At 41.6% G+C, this 17,964-nt stretch carries 21 protein-coding genes and 1 pseudogene; 9 read left to right on the top strand and 13 right to left on the bottom strand.

Annotated elements, in window-relative coordinates; translation table 11 throughout:
- Nucleotides 1–15: 15 nt before the first annotated feature.
- The 3 genes from MUN89_RS21600 to MUN89_RS21610 all read right to left on the bottom strand — a co-directional run bounded on the left by MUN89_RS21600 (nucleotide 16) and on the right by MUN89_RS21610 (nucleotide 1,223).
- Complete coding sequence (locus MUN89_RS21600) at nucleotides 16–300, bottom strand: iron-sulfur cluster assembly accessory protein (RefSeq protein WP_244710301.1); 285 nt, start codon at nucleotides 298–300, stop codon at nucleotides 16–18.
- 153 nt (nucleotides 301–453) lie between these two features.
- Complete coding sequence (locus MUN89_RS21605) at nucleotides 454–870, bottom strand: organic hydroperoxide resistance protein (protein WP_244710303.1); 417 nt, start codon at nucleotides 868–870, stop codon at nucleotides 454–456.
- A 74-nt stretch (nucleotides 871–944) separates the two neighbouring features.
- Nucleotides 945–1,223 carry a YkvA family protein gene (locus MUN89_RS21610; protein WP_244710305.1) on the bottom strand — a complete coding sequence of 93 codons (279 nt, stop codon included), beginning with the start codon at nucleotides 1,221–1,223 and terminating at the stop codon, nucleotides 945–947.
- Nucleotides 1,224–1,463: 240 nt separating this feature from the next.
- Here MUN89_RS21610 and MUN89_RS21615 point away from each other — a divergent pair, with 240 nt between their 5' ends.
- Nucleotides 1,464–2,015, top strand: coding sequence for an NADPH-dependent FMN reductase (locus MUN89_RS21615; protein ID WP_244710307.1), 552 nt, complete (start codon nucleotides 1,464–1,466; stop codon nucleotides 2,013–2,015).
- Nucleotides 2,016–2,056: 41 nt separating this feature from the next.
- On the opposite strand, the pseudogene MUN89_RS21620 reads toward MUN89_RS21615, so the two are convergent.
- A pseudogene (locus tag MUN89_RS21620) lies at nucleotides 2,057–2,640 on the bottom strand (lytic transglycosylase domain-containing protein).
- Nucleotides 2,641–3,296: 656 nt separating this feature from the next.
- Between MUN89_RS21620 and MUN89_RS21625 the strand changes: the two are divergent.
- On the top strand, nucleotides 3,297–3,494 hold the full coding sequence (locus MUN89_RS21625; RefSeq protein ID WP_244710308.1) for a hypothetical protein: 198 nt from the start codon (nucleotides 3,297–3,299) through the stop codon (nucleotides 3,492–3,494).
- Nucleotides 3,495–3,513: 19 nt separating this feature from the next.
- Here the strand turns inward: MUN89_RS21625 and MUN89_RS21630 are convergent, their stop codons facing one another.
- Both MUN89_RS21630 and MUN89_RS21635 read right to left on the bottom strand, forming a co-directional pair.
- Complete coding sequence (locus tag MUN89_RS21630; RefSeq protein WP_244710310.1) at nucleotides 3,514–3,993, bottom strand: GNAT family N-acetyltransferase; 480 nt, start codon at nucleotides 3,991–3,993, stop codon at nucleotides 3,514–3,516.
- Between the two features lie 21 nt (nucleotides 3,994–4,014).
- A complete protein-coding gene (locus tag MUN89_RS21635; protein WP_244710312.1) occupies nucleotides 4,015–4,263 on the bottom strand; it encodes a GNAT family N-acetyltransferase in 249 nt (82 codons plus the stop codon).
- A 127-nt stretch (nucleotides 4,264–4,390) separates the two neighbouring features.
- On the opposite strand from MUN89_RS21635, the gene MUN89_RS21640 reads away from it, so the two are divergent.
- Entirely contained in the window at nucleotides 4,391–5,173 is a 783-nt protein-coding gene (locus MUN89_RS21640) for a carbon-nitrogen family hydrolase (protein ID WP_244710314.1), read from the top strand.
- 36 nt (nucleotides 5,174–5,209) lie between these two features.
- Nucleotides 5,210–5,437, top strand: coding sequence for a hypothetical protein (locus MUN89_RS21645; RefSeq protein ID WP_244710316.1), 228 nt, complete (start codon nucleotides 5,210–5,212; stop codon nucleotides 5,435–5,437).
- 197 nt (nucleotides 5,438–5,634) lie between these two features.
- On the opposite strand, the gene MUN89_RS21650 is transcribed toward MUN89_RS21645, so the two are convergent.
- The 3 genes from MUN89_RS21650 to MUN89_RS21660 all read right to left on the bottom strand — a co-directional run bounded on the left by MUN89_RS21650 (nucleotide 5,635) and on the right by MUN89_RS21660 (nucleotide 8,464).
- On the bottom strand, nucleotides 5,635–6,750 hold the full coding sequence (locus MUN89_RS21650; RefSeq protein ID WP_244710317.1) for a nitric oxide synthase oxygenase: 1,116 nt from the start codon (nucleotides 6,748–6,750) through the stop codon (nucleotides 5,635–5,637).
- A gap of 122 nt (nucleotides 6,751–6,872) precedes the next feature.
- Complete coding sequence (locus tag MUN89_RS21655) at nucleotides 6,873–7,073, bottom strand: zinc ribbon domain-containing protein (RefSeq protein WP_244710319.1); 201 nt, start codon at nucleotides 7,071–7,073, stop codon at nucleotides 6,873–6,875.
- A gap of 59 nt (nucleotides 7,074–7,132) precedes the next feature.
- Entirely contained in the window at nucleotides 7,133–8,464 is a 1,332-nt protein-coding gene (locus MUN89_RS21660) for a CoA-disulfide reductase (protein ID WP_244710320.1), read from the bottom strand.
- 175 nt (nucleotides 8,465–8,639) lie between these two features.
- Here MUN89_RS21660 and MUN89_RS21665 point away from each other — a divergent pair, with 175 nt between their 5' ends.
- Complete coding sequence (locus MUN89_RS21665; protein WP_244710322.1) at nucleotides 8,640–9,818, top strand: pyridoxal phosphate-dependent aminotransferase; 1,179 nt, start codon at nucleotides 8,640–8,642, stop codon at nucleotides 9,816–9,818.
- A gap of 38 nt (nucleotides 9,819–9,856) precedes the next feature.
- Here the strand turns inward: MUN89_RS21665 and MUN89_RS21670 are convergent, their stop codons facing one another.
- Nucleotides 9,857–11,311 (bottom strand): aldehyde dehydrogenase family protein, encoded by a 1,455-nt coding sequence (locus tag MUN89_RS21670; protein WP_244710324.1) that lies wholly within the window; start codon nucleotides 11,309–11,311, stop codon nucleotides 9,857–9,859.
- Nucleotides 11,312–11,381: 70 nt separating this feature from the next.
- Nucleotides 11,382–11,825, bottom strand: coding sequence for a GNAT family N-acetyltransferase (locus MUN89_RS21675; protein WP_244710326.1), 444 nt, complete (start codon nucleotides 11,823–11,825; stop codon nucleotides 11,382–11,384).
- Nucleotides 11,826–11,987: 162 nt separating this feature from the next.
- Here MUN89_RS21675 and MUN89_RS21680 point away from each other — a divergent pair, with 162 nt between their 5' ends.
- The 3 genes from MUN89_RS21680 to MUN89_RS21690 all read left to right on the top strand — a co-directional run bounded on the left by MUN89_RS21680 (nucleotide 11,988) and on the right by MUN89_RS21690 (nucleotide 14,984).
- Nucleotides 11,988–13,364: a DUF2254 domain-containing protein gene (locus MUN89_RS21680; RefSeq protein ID WP_244710328.1), complete on the top strand. Its 1,377-nt coding sequence runs from the start codon at nucleotides 11,988–11,990 to the stop codon at nucleotides 13,362–13,364.
- Between the two features lie 398 nt (nucleotides 13,365–13,762).
- Nucleotides 13,763–14,677, top strand: a complete 915-nt coding sequence (locus tag MUN89_RS21685; RefSeq protein WP_244710329.1) for a cation diffusion facilitator family transporter — start codon at nucleotides 13,763–13,765, stop codon at nucleotides 14,675–14,677.
- Nucleotides 14,670–14,984 (top strand): ArsR/SmtB family transcription factor, encoded by a 315-nt coding sequence (locus MUN89_RS21690; RefSeq protein WP_244710331.1) that lies wholly within the window; start codon nucleotides 14,670–14,672, stop codon nucleotides 14,982–14,984. Before MUN89_RS21685 ends, MUN89_RS21690 begins: the two co-directional genes overlap by 8 nt.
- A 24-nt stretch (nucleotides 14,985–15,008) precedes the next feature.
- Here MUN89_RS21690 and MUN89_RS21695 read toward each other — a convergent pair whose 3' ends face one another.
- The gene (locus tag MUN89_RS21695; protein ID WP_244710333.1) at nucleotides 15,009–15,434 is read right to left on the bottom strand and encodes a pyridoxamine 5'-phosphate oxidase family protein; all 426 of its coding nucleotides are present in this window, start codon (nucleotides 15,432–15,434) and stop codon (nucleotides 15,009–15,011) included.
- A 185-nt stretch (nucleotides 15,435–15,619) separates the two neighbouring features.
- Between MUN89_RS21695 and MUN89_RS21700 the strand changes: the two genes are divergently transcribed.
- Nucleotides 15,620–17,134: a cell wall-binding repeat-containing protein gene (locus tag MUN89_RS21700; RefSeq protein WP_244710335.1), complete on the top strand. Its 1,515-nt coding sequence runs from the start codon at nucleotides 15,620–15,622 to the stop codon at nucleotides 17,132–17,134.
- Nucleotides 17,135–17,252: 118 nt separating this feature from the next.
- Here the strand turns inward: MUN89_RS21700 and MUN89_RS21705 are convergent, their stop codons facing one another.
- Nucleotides 17,253–17,960, bottom strand: coding sequence for a hypothetical protein (locus tag MUN89_RS21705; protein WP_244710337.1), 708 nt, complete (start codon nucleotides 17,958–17,960; stop codon nucleotides 17,253–17,255).
- Nucleotides 17,961–17,964: the final 4 nt, after the last annotated feature.

Genomic DNA, 17,964 nt, shown 5'->3' on the forward strand with positions numbered 1-17,964 from the left:
GGTTACTGCCTGGGATTAGCAATCTTTCTCAGGAAGTCCCAACATTTGAAATTTAGGTCCTTCCATCGTTTGTTTGCCTTCAATTGTTAGATTTTTAGTTAAGTGAACGATCTTCTTATCAATAGCTACAGGAATAGAGTTAACTTGGTGCAGTTCATCATCAGCCTCAGGTGCACCGAGCATTAACCCGATATCAGGTTCGCCGCATCCATAACCGGCAAAAAAGATTCGCAGACACTCTGCTTGTTCATCTTCTAATAACTGGTCGAGTAAATCACGGGCTTGATCTGTAATTTTCATAATGATCTCTCTCCTTCGACTATAAAAGTATCACAATTAGTCCCTGGATATGAACCAAAACCTCTTGTCATTATGCCCGTAACCTTATTTCTTTAATATATGTAGTTAATAAAAAGGATCTCCAGAAAACCATTCTGGAGACCCCGACCTTCATTAGACAGCTTTAGGCTTTAATTCAACATCAATGTTCCCACGAGTGGCTTTGGAGTAAGGGCAGACTTGGTGGGCATCGTTCGTCAACTCTTCTGCTTCTTCCTGGGAAACGCCGTTTATTTCGACGTTCAATACTACTCCAATTTTAAACCCATTATCTGCCGGGTCTTTTAAAAAGCTGACCTCTGCTGTAGTTGTAGAATCAATGTCTTTCTTTTTCTTGCCGGCCACTAAATTCAGGGCCCCATCGAAACAAGAAGCGTAAGTAGCAGCAAATAATTGTTCCGGATTTGAACCTTTTTCATCACCTTCCCCAGGCATAACCAGGTTCAGATCAATTAAGCCGTCCTCAGATTTTACATGACCGTTACGTCCATTTTTTGCTGTGGCACTGGAAGTAAACATTACATCACTCATGCTATCACTCCTTGAATTTATTAACTCTTCACAGTCCTTATGTACCTCAACTCTCAAACAATCAAACCTTTCTCTTACTCGTCAAGCCGATACTCCTCTTTTAAGGATTCAGGCGCCAATTTCACTAGGAGCTGCAGAACGAAGGTGAAGACGGTAAGGTCATCGATTAATCCTAACGCGAATAGAAAGTCAGGGATCACATCCCAGGGAAACAACAGATACCCTCCCATGAGAAGGATGGAAAACCATTTCTTTTGTCTGCTTACTTTTTCAGAACGGAAAAACTGTATAAAGAAAGGGATCGATTTTTTTATTTGAAATACAAATTTTATCCGTTTCCATAACCTTATCATAGAAATCTCCTTCCTAAGAACGGGCTGGCTCAAGGGATTTAAACCCAGTTAGTCACAATTGCTTAAATAATACGTATGCTTTAACATAATGATTGTAATGAGGCATTATACCCTGCATACACTCAGTACCTTCGCACATTCTAATTATAACTCTCACTGTTCTAACTTGTCCTTCTAGATATTTCACCAGACACATCGAGATGAATGAACCATCCCGATTATTAAAAGGGGAGAATTTTCATGGAAATACTTTTATTGAACGGGACCATTGTCGGAAAAAAAACGAGAACACTGCTTGAGGAAATTGAAAAGGATATCCTTGAACTTCCCCAAAAGCATGATACTAAACTTGTAAATCTCGAAGATTACGATATGCAGTTCGTTGATGGAAGGCCTATAGATCAATACAACGATGATATGCAGACATTGATTAAAGAAATGGAAACGGCTGATGCGTACGTAATCGCCACTCCTATTTTTCAAGGCTCCATACCAGGAACATTAAAAAATTTATTCGATGCGGTTTCCCCGTTAGCCATGCGATATAAACCAGTTTCCATTGTTGCCAATGGTGGAACACTACAGCACCATCTGGTGATAGAAAATCAACTTAAACCGATACTTAACTATTTTCGCTGTATGGTTACTCCTAACTACGTCTACACCCATACAAACCATTTTTCCACCCAGGGTGAACTGATCGATGAAGATGTAAGAAGCCGTCTGAAAGAAATGACGAAAGTTTTCAATCAGTACTTAAATATGAGTAAATCGTTGGAATCAGATAAATAATGAAAAGCCCGTTTCCCCTTAAATAGAGGGAACGGGCTTTTCTATACATAATTTAAGACTTTATTTACGTACTTTTGCGTTTCTTCAAATGGAGGAACTCCGCCATACTTGTCAACGTTTCCCGGTCCGGCATTATACGCAGCCAAAGCAAGCTGCTTATTTCCGTTGTATCGTTCGAGAAGTTGTTTTAAATATTTTGTTCCCCCATAATATTTTGTTCTGAATCGAATGGGTTTGATACGCCAAGTCCTTTAGCCGTTTCAGGCATCAACTGCATGAGCCCCTGAGCCCCTACTGAGCTTACAGCCTTTGGGTTGAAACTTGATTCGGCACTCACGACTGAACGAATCAGGCTTTCGTCTACCCCATAGGTTTGAGCTGCCTTATTTATGTAAGCATCAATATCTGAACGATCAGGGGTTGAGTCATTGGTCTTTACCATATTAACAACCGGAAGAGCTTTCGTTTGAAACAAAGGCATTTGACTAGGTACTGGATTAGCAGCAGGGCCCGCTCCATAAGATTTAGCCAGGGCAGCTTCCAGCATACTTTGAAATGCACGATCGGAAACCCCGCTTGAAAGCGAACGGTCATTCGCAGTACTCATTGCCGACATGGCTTGCATTTGAATCAAAAACTCCACGTTCTTAAATTCCATGGATCCACCTCATTATGATTATTACCTTTATCTTACCTCATTCGATCCCCTTCGACAATGGAATCTAGTTATTTTTAACACATGTTCCAATTCAACCCAAAACTTGAGAAAAAATAAGTTTATTAGACATATTTAATTGAACAATTGCCACGGAATTTTCCCAAAGATGTACACCCCTGTTCAGTGATATAATGGACTTAACCAAATGGGAAAAACTCTTATTCTTGAGCCTTCTTCTGGCATGCTTCTTCTCTATTGAAGAGAGTTATTGTCAGGATTTTCATGGATATGTTAGGAATGATGTTACTCAAGAATTCTGGTCAATTGTTTCAAGACTTCCTTGAAGCACTCTTTGGTGTCTTACGTCGAATCACCCTTTGTTATTCTTCCCCGTCAGGAAGAATAAACCTGTAGATTTCATGGTGAGTCTTCCTCTATCAGGGGTTCTCTGCCATGTCCCTTTCTGAACATTTCAGAAAGGGTTTTTTTTATGTTTTTTACCAATGTTCTTGGAAAACAAGCATTTTGACAGGGCAGACATCCCGTTTCGATGATTTATTTTTTTATCTTTAAATATTCGGATAAAGCCGAGCATATATTTAAAAACAAAGGAGGGGGTTTTAATGAATAACAAAGTATTTTTGTATCTGGCGTGTGTGTTTGCAGGGTTTGCGTTGTCGATACTGCCTGAAACAGGAACATTCTTAGATGATTTAGACACGTTCTTCTCAGTCGTCGGCTACATTGCCATGGCATTTTTCTCATTAGTACTTATTTATTTTGGTCTTCTCAGCTTCTTTAACAAAAACACTTCTATTTAAACCTTAAACAGGAGGTGGATCATCCGCCTCCTGTTTCTTTTTGAAAAAAATGATTGTTTTCCTGCTTTACAAACCCTAACGAATGAAAAAAATTTGCTAATCCTTCGCTGCCCTCTGGAAGTGTTACTTCCATACGATCTGCTCCTTGTGTGTTCATCCACTTTTCTATTTCCTTACAGAGCTTCGTGCCTATTCCCTCCCTGCGAAAAAACTCTTCTACAAATATTTCATTTATTCGTCCAACTGTCTGCTGCTTGTCATTAGTAACGATACAGCCTAAAACATAGCCCGCCATCTGCCCATGATGTTCAGCAAATAACAAACTTTGGTCGCGCTGTTCCGCTATTAATTGATCGGCTGCCCATTCTTTTCGAAGCCTCAATCTATTCGGTGTACGGTCCTCTTTCTTCCCGTTTCTAGAAACTGCCCGCTCGAATTCAATCGCATATCTTGTGAAATGGATTAAGTCTTTGTTCATCGGCTTTCTAACAGTTAGCATTAAATGTCACCTCCCAAAACCTCAACGATTCCTTAATACTTCTTTGGCAAAGGAACAAACGGGAACAATTTCCAATCGATGATCTTCCGCATATTGTTCTGCATAACGTACAAGTTCTGTAGCTAGTCCCTTTCCCCGTTCCTCCGGATGAACGATTGTATGAGTAATGATCATATCTTCACCACGCTCTTCAAACTTCAACTCAGCTGCCGGCTCCATAGGATCACCTACATAAAAACGCTCTTTTTCCATCTTTATTTTTTCGTTCATTCTTTTTCATCCTCCTCTTCGAACTAATATTCCTGATTTGCTGTCATTGTAGCACGTTTCACCCCTCTGGCATAAAGGAAGAAGAATACAGAAAACTTTGATAAAATAAAGACTACGAGGTGATAGAATGACAGTGAAAATTGGTATTATTCAAATGGATATTGCGTTTGGACAACCCGAAAAAAATCGTCACGCTGCAAAGAGTGCCATTGAAAAGGCAGCGGAAAAAGGTGCGGAATTTATTTTGCTTCCTGAATTATGGACGACCGGTTACGATCTCAGCCGGTTTCCTTCCATCGCAGAAACGCTTGAAGGTCCGACCCATCAATTGCTGAAAGAACTGTGCCAAGCCCATGAAATAACGATTGCTGGCTCTGTGGCAGAAAAAGATAATGGACACTTTTATAATACGTTTGTCGTTTATGATCCATCTGGGGAAAGAAAGGCTTATTATCGCAAAGTCCACCTCTTTCGTTTGATGGATGAGGAGAAATTTTTACACGCGGGAGATAAAGAAGGGCTCTTTGAACTGAATGGAACTCCTATGGCCGGCGTCATTTGCTATGATATTCGTTTTCCTGAATGGATACGTACCCATATGCTTGAAGGATCACGAGCTCTTTGTGTCGTAGCGGAATGGCCGAAGCCGAGGGTTGATCACTGGAGAAGTCTTTTAATCAGCCGTGCGATTGAAAACCAGACATTCGTGATCGCCTGCAACCGTATCGGCAGCGATCCTAACAATACTTTCGGCGGGCATTCAATTATTATTGATCCGTGGGGAAATATTGTTGCTGAAGGCTCTGAAGAAGAAGAGATCCTTACGGGAGATATTGATTTTTCAGCTGTAGAAGCCATTCGGGAACAAATTCCTATTTTCAGGGACCGTCGTCCTGACCTATACAAGTAATCGTTTGGGAGATTAACCAAAGTGAGGAGTTCCCTTATGAATATACTAATGAAAATTGTTGAGGCTCTTATTATCTGTGGAATTTTTTCATTGGCCGTCACTGCATTAGTATTAGTCATCTTCTGGTACCCCCAGCAAAAGAAAAAGCGTGGCATTCAAAAAATTAAAAGCTGGGAATATGGAATCATAACTGTGTTGTCGCTGGCGATTATCCTTGTGGCCGTCGCTGTGAGCACCGTTGTCATTCAGATTTTTCAATCCTAACAAGGAGGATTTTGAAAACCTGGATGATGAACCGGTCAGGAAGGAACCTTTTCAGACGAACAGCAGAAGAATATATGTAGCAATTACATGGTTTTGTCAGGAAATTCTAGCTCCTAAAAATAAACAATCGAGCAGAAATCGTTGGTGATTTCGTACTCGATTGTTCCTGCTTGGATGTTTTTTCTACTCGCTTTGATTTAAAAAGGAGTTTCCTGATAAAAATAATTCGGCGTATCCATCCGGTCCTCATAGGAGCTGTGGAAAATATGGGTGGTTGCAGGGGATACTGGAGGGATTAACCATGTCCAGTCCCCTGTAGCTTCGCGTCCGCACGAATGTTCTTTTTTCTCAAACAGCTGAAACTGCTGGGCAGCTGTATGGTGATCGACCATGCTGACTTTGTCCTCTTTAAAGGAATATAACACGGCTTGGTTCAGCTCTAATAAAGCACGGTCTTTCCACAATGAGGTATTTCTTTTTGTATTCAGCCCCATAGCTTCTGCCACGACAGGAAGCAGATCATATCGAAATTCATCAGCCAAATTCCGGGCACCGATTTCTGTTTCCATGTACCAGCCGTTAAACGGCGCAGCAATATAATCAATCCCGCCGATTTCCAGCCGCATATCGGAAATAATTGGAACCGCATACCATTTTAAATCAAGATCCTTGAACCAATCATAGTCCGGATGACGCAAAGGAACTTCGACCACCTTTTCCTCAGGGATTTCATACCATCTCGGTGTTTCGTTATTCACCTGGATGACTAGCGGAAGAATATCGAAGGAGGTTTCTTTCCCTTTCCAACCCAGAGCCTCACATTTTTGGGTAAATTCTACCGAGGCGGGGTCACCAATAACTCCGTGCTCGCGTTTGTAGCCAGCATAACGAAGGAGTTGATGGTTCCATATTCTTACCTGCATCTTTTCACTCTTTGGCTTGAAAATCGAAATAGTGGAACGGATTCTTCCTTTATTAGTTGCGTAGTCCAAATGATCCAGTAGAGCATCCTTAATTTCTTCGGGGTTGTTCAAGCTTCTGTGATCAAACACTTGGAGGCTTTTCCAAAACAACCGGCCGATACAGCGGTTGCTGTTTCTCCAGGCCATTCGCGCCCCGTGTTCAAGTTCCTCATAGTTGTGTTCATACGTTCCTGTTGCACTTATCGCTTCTTTTATCTCTAACAGCCTTTTCTCCAACTGTTCATTGCTTTTTCCTAATTCCTCATAGCATTGACGAATAAACTGTTCGGCTTGTTGTAATCGTTCTTTATTCACAGCCTTATCCCCCTGTATACTTCGTTGCTCCTCCATACTACCATATTTCCCATGTTACACTCGACTGTGCCATCTTCGATTAGATGCCAACATAAAAAAGCAGCTAATCTGACCACAGATAGCTGCCGCTTCGCCTATAGGCTTTAATTGTTTTTTTCTCAGCCAAAGAACAAGTCTAAGATATTGCTTCCTTTTGATGCTTGCTGGTTATAAAACTCTGAATACCCGCATTTCTTGCAATACACTACTGTGAATTTATTATTTTGGACATCCAGCATCTTAGATAAACCAGATCCTGTCATGGAGACATCCTTTTGGCCTGCATCTTGACTTCCGCATTTTACGCACCCTTCACTCATAAAAAAATCCTCCTTTAAGTATTCTAACTATCAACTACGGAATAGTATCGGAAAAAGTTTCATTTTGCTTTGCGCGCTGCCTGCTGCACAGGGTCCCACACACTGTTATAAGGAGGAGCATAAGCAAGATCAAGATCAAGAAGCTCCTCTACAGTCATCTTGTGAAAAAGCGCTGTGGCCAGAACATCAATTCGTTTATCTGCCCCTTCCCGACCAATCACTTGTCCTCCTAGCAACATTCTTTTATCTTTGTGATACAGCAATTTTATGGTTAACTCATCCCCTGAAGAATAGTAGCCCGCAGCTGCTGTAGAATTGGTGGTAATTGTTTGATAAGGAATATGGCTTTGAACAGCTTCTTTTTCGGACAATCCGGTTCTTGCCAACGTTAAATCAAAAAATTTCAAGATGGAAGTACCGACAATTCCTTTGAATGGTTTTCGGATGTTGACCATATTCAAACCAGCTACTTGACCTTGTTTATTCGCATGAGTTCCAAGTGGGACATAATCGTTCGTATGTTTAATCCGGTGGTACTGTGTGGCACAGTCACCAGCAGCAAAGATATCGTGGATACTTGTTTCCATAAAAGCGTTCACTTGAATGGCGCCCTGATAACTCGTATAAATTCCCGTATCCTCTAAAAACGAGGTGTTTGGAACAACCCCTGCAGCGACGAGCACAAGGTCTGTTTCATATTCTCCACGGTCAGTGACGATCGTCTCTACCCTTGTATTTCCTTTAAACTCTTCGACTGATTCATTTAGGTTCAATTGTATTCTATTCCGTTCAGCTTCTTCGTGGATAAGTTCTCCCATATCCTTATCAAACAACTTCGCCAGCTGTGAGCCTCGGTCGATGATTCTTATCTGCTTATTTCTGGCTGCAAAGGCTTCAGCCATTTCCAAACCAATATATCCCCCGCCTACGATCGTGACTGTTTGGACGCGGTGATCCATACTTTGAATAATCTTCTCTATGTCTGGAATGGTTTTTAATGAATAAATTCCCTGTAATTGTTTTCCTTCCCATGGGGGGACAACCGGGTCTGCACCAGTGGCGATTAGCAGCCGGTCATATTTTTCCTGAAAGGGCTTTCCCGAGTGATGGTCTGTTCCAAAAACAATTTTATGGTCACAGTCCACTTTGGTTACCTCATGACGGGTGCGAGCATCAATACCGTATTGATCTCGAAACGTTTCCGGTGTCCTGGCAATCAATCGATCTGTAGAATCAACATCACCGCTAAGAACATAAGGCAGTCCGCATTGTCCGTACGAGTAAATTTCTCCACGCTCCAGCGTGACGATTTCATGACCTTCACTATTTCTTACCATTTGCATGGCAGCGCTCATTCCCGCTGCATCTCCCCCAATAATAACAAATTTCATATATTCAGCCCCTTCTATACACAAATCTCTACCTTTATCTTTACCCAAATTCAGCAAAAAGCAAAAGAACAGCGGATTATTTTATAAAAAACAGAAACCCCTTTACAAAAAAGAGAACTAACGATATGATCTGTTATTAGACTTTTCAAAATAATTAAAACAAAGGCGGGATGACATGAAACAATTTCCTCAATCTCAATTGCTCAAGCGTCTGCCTGATCAATTCTTTGCTGACTTAGTCAAAAAGCTGAATGCCTATAAAGCTAAAGGACATGATTTACTGAATTTGGGTCAAGGGAATCCCGACCAGCCTACCCCTGAGCATATCGTTAAAGCCTTGCAGGAAGCTACAGAAAAACCGATGTATCACAAATACCCTCCTTTTCAGGGTTTTGATTACTTAAAAGAAGCCGTTGCAAAGTTTTATAAAAGAGAATACGACGTAGACGTAGATGCTGAAACAGAGGTTGCCATAATGTTTGGAAGTAAAACCGGACTCGTTGAATTAAGTCAATGCTTTCTTGATGAGGGAGATGCCGCATTAATTCCTGACCCTGGATATCCGGATTATTGGTCCGGCGTTGCTATGGCCAATGCAAAATTAGTCCCCATGCCGTTATTGAAGGAAAACGACTTTCTTCCTGATTATAGTGCCATAGATAAAGAAGATCTGGAAAAAGCGAAACTGATGTTTTTGAACTATCCGAACAATCCTACTTCTGCAATCGCAGATCAGGCTTTTTTTGAAAAAACCATTCAATTTGCAGACCAGCATGACATTTGTGTCGTTCACGACTTTGCCTATGGAGCAATAGGATTTGATGGGGAAAAACCGATCAGCTTTCTCCAGGTTCCCGGCGCAAAGGATGTAGGCGTGGAAATCTACACATTGTCCAAAACCTACAATATGGCTGGCTGGCGTATTGCTTTTGCTGTCGGAAACAAAAGCGTAATCGAAGCGATTGAGCTTATACAGGATCATTACTATGTAAGTATTTTCGGAGCCCTGCAAGAGGCTGCTGCTTCAGCTCTGCTTGAATCTCAGGAATGTGTAACCGATTTGAAAGATATGTATGAAAAGCGACGCAATTTGTTAGTAGGAGGGCTTCAAAAACTAGGGTATGAAGTAGAACCGTGTAAAGGGTCCTTTTTCGTATGGATGAAGGTGCCGAAGGGATATTCTTCAGAATCCTTTGCAGATGCTCTGCTTGAAAACGCTGGTCTCTTTGTTGCTCCGGGGGTTGGGTTTGGAGCATCTGGAGAATCGTATGTAAGGATTGGATTGAACAATTCTACAGAGACATTAAAAGAAGCGGTTTCCAGATTTCAAACGTTTAAAGAGCTTCATCAATAAATAAAGCCTGCCTCCATGGGCAGGCTCTTTCTATCTGATTACATCGGGTAATCCCGATACCCATTCATCACGCTGATCCATTTCACAGTGGTGAATTTCTCTAATGCCCAGTCCCCTCCAAAACGGCCTAGACCAGATGCTTTTTCTCCACCAAAGGCCACGTGGGCTTCATCGTTCACGGTTTGGTCATTTACATGTATCATTCCTGTTTCCACTTGCTTGGCAAGTTCTACTGCACGGTGAATGTTTTTAGAAAAAATGGCGCCGCTTAAGCCGTAAAGTGATCCATTCGCTGTATCTATCGCTTCCTGTTCACTTGAAACCTTAATTACCGAAGCAACAGGACCAAACAGCTCATTTCTCGCAATAGGCATCTCAGACGTTACCTCTGTCAAAAGTGTCGGCACCATGACGTTGCCATCAAAGTCGCCTCCGAGCACTCTTTCTGCGCCTTCTTCAATACTCGCCTGCAGCGCTCTTTGTATTCTTTCTATCGCTTCTTTATTTATAAGCGGTCCAATCATTGTTTCCTTTTCTGACGGATCTCCTGCTTTTATACCGGCTGCTTTTTGCCTGAACCGTTCTACGAATTCATCGTGGATTTTTTCATGTACGATTAGACGGTTTACCGCCATGCAAATTTGTCCTTGATGAAAGAAGTTTCCGAATGCGGCTGCCTCTGCTGCTTTTTCAAGATCCGCGTCCTCCAAAACGATCATAGCGTTGTTACCGCCAAGTTCAAGAGCAGTATCCTTAATATGTTTCCCCGCTAATTCGCCTATGCGGCTCCCTACTTCAGTAGATCCTGTAAAAGAAATCAGTTTAGGGATCGGATGGGTAACAAATTCATCTCCAATTTCTGCACCCCTCCCTACGACCACATTCACCACTCCTTCAGGAAAGCCGGCTTGCTCAAACAATTCCGCAATGAACAAACCTGATGTTACCGGCGTCTCTGAAGCGGGCTTTACAACAACAGTGTTGCCCGTTGCCACTGCCGGAGCGATGGAGCGCATGGAAAGATGAAAAGGAAAATTCCACGGCCCTATGACTCCAATCACTCCTTTAGGATTGCGGTACACACGGTTTTCTTTCCCCGAGATATTAGAAGGCATAATTTCTCCTTTCACCCGGAATGGAAAGGAAGCTGACTCTTTAATAATGCCCATAGCGGTTTGATATTCCAGTTCTGCTTTGGTGAGGGTACTGCCCGCTTCTTTGACTAGCCAATCGATCAGTTCTTCTTTCCTTTCTTCCATTTTAACTACTAATTTCTCAAAACAGGCTGTTTTTTCTTGTGGAGTCAGGCTTGACCATTGCTTCTGAGCAAGACTTGCCGCTTTATAAGCTTCATCCAGATCTTCCTTATTTGCGGATGGAATCCGTGCAAGGGTCTGATCTGTATAAGGGTTCGTATTATTCACTAGTTTATCGCTAGAGCCATTTTTCCACGTTCCATTAATGTATTGCTGGGTAAATGTTTGCGGACTCATGATAGTTCCTCCTTGTGAGATATAACGTAGTGTCTCCATTCCACAAGGAGAGATCGATGAAACAAACCGGTTATAAACTCAACCTCATATCAACATGCGGGATTCCATCCTCCAAATAAACATCGGATACTTCTCTAAAACCGAAAGAACCGTAAAAATGCCTTAAGTGCTCCTGACCGTGGAGAAAGATAGAAGAAACCCCCTGCTCTTCACTCAAATACTCGACCGCTTTATGAACCAGCTCCCGAGCGTACCCTTTTCCCCGGCTTTCCTTGGCGACAAGAATCCGGCCGATTGCATAATCTTCTTCTTTCGTTAACGGAGGAACAATCCGGCAGTAAGCGAGGATTTCGCCATTATTCTCAAGCCATAAATGCAGACATTCCGGATCCCTGCCATCTATTTCAGGATAGGGACACTCTTGCTCTACAACAAAAATGTTCGTCCGATGCTGCAAAATTTCATACAGCTGAATGGACGTTAAATCATTAAAATCCTTATAATTCCACCTCATCAATACCTCTCCTTTCAATAGCTTTCTTACTAGTTTACTATAGGTTGTTTCTTGATGCTGTCTCACCACACGTTCAAAAATTTTATCAAGATAATAATTTGACGTTTGATGGCTTCTTCAGCGGGAATACATAGGTTACATTATTAAGGAGGATTTTTATGTATGCTTTTGGATTTATTACCTTTATCTCTTAAAAAGTACTTTGAAATGTCTAAACGGCAGCGAAAACATGAAGTTCAGTTAACTTTGTGGTATATGCCTATCGTTTATATTACATTATCGATCATTCTAGCCGTCATTACTTTAACCCTTGATTTAGTAGTTGAGGTCGACCAATACTCGCCGGAGCTGTTAAAAATCGGTTCCAACGCGAATCGAATGCTCGTCAGTACATTAATCGGCGGGATTTTGACACTTAGTGCCTTTACATTAAACTCACTTTTAGTTGTACTGACTAATTTCAGCGGTCAATTTTCCCCGAGAATGCTTATGAATTTCATCTCAGACAAAAATACGCAGCATGCCCTTGGTATTTTCAATGGCAGCTTTGTATATGTACTTGCCATTTTTCTATTTATTGGGAATTCAAACCATGAATATTTTGTCGCTACTCCTGTAACTACCATACTGCTCGCTTTCATCTCTGCGATTACCTTTATCTATTTTATTAACCATGCGACGACTTGGATGCAGGTGCATAACATCACCTACAGCATGAAAAAAGTTTCCGAGGAGATCATTAATAAGACACTTCGGGAAGACTTGGAAGCTTACCGGACAAAGGCTGCAGAAGACTTAATGGAAGAGGAACAAGCTGATGCCCAGTATATGGCCGCTATCAAATCCGGCTACCTGCAGCTCATTAATTATCGGACAATGATTGAAGAAGCGAGAAAAGACAACATTATTATTAAGCTTCATGCCCAAGTGGGAGACTACACTTTAAGAGGAAATCATTTACTTTCTTATTGGGGACCTGGAGCTGACCTCGTTGACGAACAAAAGTATTGTAAAATGATAGAGCTCGGCCATAAAGAAACAGAACTTCAGGATTTACAGATGGGGATGCACAAGCTAGCAGAAATCGGAATTAAAGCGCTCAGCAACGACGATCCTAAAACAGCTACTAATGCGATTCACCAAATGGCAGAACTCATGCTTACTGTCGACAGCTATATTACCTTTACGCCTTATTTGATGGACAATGATAAACAAGTAAGGGTAATCCTGCTCTCTGAATCATTTGATTACTATATGTACAGAGGCTTTGGATTTATCCGGCACTATGCAGGCGATAACCATTTGGTTATTACAGAAATCATCAGCGCACTCGCTATGGTAGCCGAATCCATCGATACTTCAAAGCATGACCCGATTTGGAAGTTTGCCAAAAACACCCTCGATCATATCGAATATAAAGTACTCTATGAACTGGACAAAACTTTCCTTCTGAAATCGTTATATAGGCTTGCTACCATTACTGATAATGATCCAGATTATTATGAAATAGAAGAAAGATTTTATTCGAATACAAATTAAAAATCCGGACAGGATCTGTCCGGATTTTTCTATGAGGGGCAGGTTTTTTATTTTTATATAATATTACCCTTGCGTTGTTATCCTCTATTCAGAGAAAGATAGTATATTGGAAAAAAGATCCATTACACAGACATTCTTCCCCCCTGAAACCAAGCAATTTTTCAGGATACTACAGGATGGTTGATATAAGTACTCCTCTGACTCATTCGCGATTAAACAAGTTTAGCCACCTGCCTGAAATCATAGGGTTTTAGGAAAACACCCCTAATTCCAGACAGGTAAACAATCTCCCTCAATATGCCGCTTTTACCACAGTTTCCGTTGACAATCCATCTTTCGTTTCTTAATATATTACATGAACATATATTCATATACCGTAATAAGGAGGCCATCCATTTATGGGACACCATCATCATCACCATGACCACACAAGTGGAAATATCAAAATCGCATTTTTTCTCAACCTTATTTTTACTATTATAGAAATCATTGGTGGGATATTGACGAACAGTATGGCAATTCTGTCGGATGCTCTGCATGATTTAGGGGATTCATTGTCTCTTGGGCTTGCCTGGTTTTTACAAAACTTTTCTAAAAAAGGGAAAACAGAAGGGTTTTCCTTTGGTTATAAACGATTCTCCTTATTGGCTGCACTCATTAACAGTGTGGTTCTTATCGTTGGGTCTATCTTTATTTTTACAGAAGCTGTGCCAAGGTTATTAAACCCCGCTTCCCCTAATACCCAGGGAATGATGGCTCTTGCTGTACTTGGTATTCTAGTAAACGGGGCCGCTGTCTTTCGTTTAAAAGGCGGGGAATCCATGAATCAGAAGGTCTTGTCATGGCATCTGCTCGAAGATGTGCTCGGATGGGTTGCTGTACTCATTGTAAGTATCGTGATGAATTTTACCGATCTGCCAATATTAGACCCTCTTGCATCTATAGCCATTACGGTCTACATTTTATATAACGTCGTTGTTAATTTTATTAAAACGATGCGTCTGTTCCTTGAAGGGGTACCAGAAAACATCGACCTGTCAAAAATTGAAAAACAAATGGCTGAAGTACAGCGGGTTCATTCCACTCATCACACCCACCTTTGGTCGCTGGATGGAGAACACCATGCATTTTCGAGTCACGTTGTTGTTCCTGCATCCGCTTCTAAAGAAGATATTTGTGCGATAAAAAGCGAAATTAAAGAGATTATTAAACCGATTCACTTTGACCACATCACCATTGAAATTGAATATGAAGATGAATACTGCTCTATGCTCGAACAAGAAAAGAAAGAGAGGGGATTGAATCATGGATGACGAACAGGTATTTCCGAATGACCTCGACGAAGAAACCCTATTTGTCGTAAGCCAAACCTTCAAAGCATTATCTGATCCTACAAGAATCAGGATCCTAAACCTCCTATTTGAAAAAGAATATTCTGTTAATGAAATTGCTGAAAATCTCAAGCTCAGGCAATCAACGGTATCTCACCAGCTCCGTTTCCTGAAAAACCTCCGTCTTGTAAAGTACAGACGAGAAGGTACTTCCATTTATTACTCTCACGATGATGAACACGTCATCAACGTTCTTCAGCAAATGATTAAGCACGCTCTCCACCATTAAAAAAGCTGCCTCTAGGGCAGCTTTTTACATTTCAAGTGTTGCTGGTGTATTTCCTTCTGCATTCATCAGTCGGATACTTTCAGGATAAATTTCAAGCACAATGTAGTCGTTGTCCTGCTTGCTTGTAAACCAGCGTTCCATGTCTTCACTCCATAACCAGTCTTTGATCTTCTGGTCATCTCGAATTTTCGCTTGGCCCTCTACTTCTAAATAAGAGTCGCCAAACCCATGTCCTTCGTAACCAATGAGAATATGCACATTTGGATTTTCTTCAATTTCCTCTGTTTTGTGGGTATCCGCATGAGTCGGAGCATAAAAAGTGAATTCATCATCATTAGAAAATGTCATAAAACGAGAATAAGGTTTGTTATTTCTTACAGTTGCAAGTGTACCTACTGTATGTTGATCTAGAATGTTATAAACTTTCTTTTTAAGTTCCTGCTGGTCCATAGTTGATCTCCTTTCTTGTATCGAAAATTCTTTACTAGTTTTCCTGTATTCAGCTGCTGCTAAACATTTCAATCGTTTAAGTTTGCTTCAGCTTTCCTAGGAAAAAAGATACAAAAAAGTCGTTTTTTATCTCCTATTAAGTGGAACATGAATATTACAAAATGATTACAAGGAGGAAATGATTTATGCAGTTCGTAGCGCGATGGATCAGCGCTGCAATAATTGGAGGATTGGCTGTCTTTAGTTTTACCGTAATGAAAGCCGACGCCTTTCAAATTGACCGGGTGAACGGAGACGACCGGTATGAAACTGCGGTAGAAATTTCGCAAAAAGGATGGAGCAATGGTTCAGACGTGGTGGTGCTAACCCGAGGAGACGAATTTCCAGATGCATTGGCAGGTTCACCTTTAGCCCACGCAAAAGATGCCCCGTTATTACTCACGGAAAAGGATCACTTAACAGCTATTACAAAAAAAGAGATCAACCGCTTAAATCCATCCTCTATTTTCATTCTCGGAGGTCCCGGCGCCGTTTCTTCAAAGATAGAGAAAACTTTAAAAAATACTTTTTCTGCTGAAATCACGCGAATCGCTGGAAATAACCGCTATCAAACAGCAGCTAAAGTGGCAGCCCAACTGCCCGGTAACGACCGTGCGTTTGTCGTAAATGGCAGCCGTTTTCCTGACGCAATGGCGGCAGCACCTTATGCCGCTAGACACGGTCATCCTATTCTACTTACGAAGAGCAGCTATATTCCTCAATCGACACAGGAAGCACTGCGTGGAAAAAAACAAACAACCATTGTCGGTGGTGACGGAGTCGTTAGTCAATCCGTAGAAAATGACCTGCCGAATCCAGAGCGTATTTCTGGAAATACCCGCTATAAAACGTCAGCACAAGCGGTTCTGCATCTCAGAATGGGGCGCCCGGACAATGCCTATGTCGTTACAGGAAATAAATTTGCAGACGGAATAGCCGGTTCCGTGCTCGCAGCAAAATACAATGATCCTATACTCTTAGTGGAAGAAAATTACGTTCCTAATGCCATTAAAATAGCGGTTCATAAACGTGGCCTGGAGAAATTCACGGTATTTGGCGGGTATAACGCTGTCGACCAATATGTGGATACAGAACTTTCTCTGCCGATTCAACTTCTATTGGTGAACAAAGCAAGAGGAATACCTGCTTCCTATAAAGATGACCATCTAGTAAAACCAAATGTCAGATTTCCATCTAATTCAGATCTTCCAAAACATTATATGAGCAGTATTGCTGCCGGGCATCTGGAAAACATGTTTGATGATGCCTGGGCCGCTGGTAAAGAGCTCTATGCAGTCTCCGGTTATCGATCCTATGAGCGGCAAAAAGAAATTCACGAACGAATTACGCGCAACCATGGGTCGGAATATGCAGACAGAGTGAGCGCCGAGCCTGGTCATAGCGAGCACCAAACAGGACTTGCTATGGACGTTTCCAGTCCAGCTGTTGGCTACCAGCTGGTTGAAAGCTTCGCAAACACTGTGGAAGGACGATGGCTTGAACAACATGCTTCAGATTATGGCTTTATCATCCGTTATCCAGACGGGCGTGAACGCGATACGGGCTACACTTACGAACCTTGGCATCTGCGCTACGTCGGAAAATCGATTGCCCGATATATGGACAGAACCAATAAAATTCTAGAAGACTATCTTCGATAAGATTGAAATACTATTGATCTACTTCGGTCTGTTGAGGCATTCCTCAACAGTTTTTTTTTGCTGCAGATTCTATTTTATCTGATGACTTACCCAAGCTATAAAGATACAATCAGACGATCTATTTACCAAATAGCGCGAGCAGTTTGCCCCAGCTTCCTCTAGGCTTTTTCACTTCTTCTTCAAGCCGCTCGTTAAACTCAGTTTGGGAACGCCATTCCTTCTGCTGCTCTTCCCTCATCTGCATTACTTCATTTTTTAACAGTTCGCTTTTTTCCTTCTCTTTTTGCAGCATTTCTTCATAGTGGTTTTTCTGCTGCTCCATTAATTTATCTATTTTTGTATTCATCTTTTGTGTTGAATTCCCAACTCCTGCACTAATGACGTGGTGATCCTGCCGAAGACGGGATACTGTAGTTTTTAACTCAGCCATATCGTTTGTCAACTGCACATTCATTTCCCTGGAAGCCGCCAGTTCCTTCGATAGGAACATGAGGAATTCTTTAAGCTGCCCTGCATCATAAAGCGAAGGATCGTATGTATCGGCTGCCGCTACGCTGGTTTCTTCATTGCTTTTCAACCTTTCTTTCTGATCTAGAACTAAGTCAAGGGCAGTCTCGTCAAGTGGACGCTCTGTATCGCGTATCGCTTTAAGCGCTTCAATATCTGTGTGGACAAAGATTCTACGAACTCCATCTTTAAAGAATTCATAGCCGTTCCGTTCTAAAATTTGACCGTATTTCCGTACCGTTGGCGTTGCGATATTCAGTTCTTCCGCTACTTCTTTCGTCGTGAAAGCTTGTTCATTTGGTTTGATATCGTGTCGCATATCG

It is taken from the genome of Halobacillus salinarum (assembly GCF_022919095.1).
In the GTDB taxonomy this organism is placed as follows: domain Bacteria; phylum Bacillota; class Bacilli; order Bacillales; family Halobacillaceae; genus Halobacillus_B; species Halobacillus_B salinarum.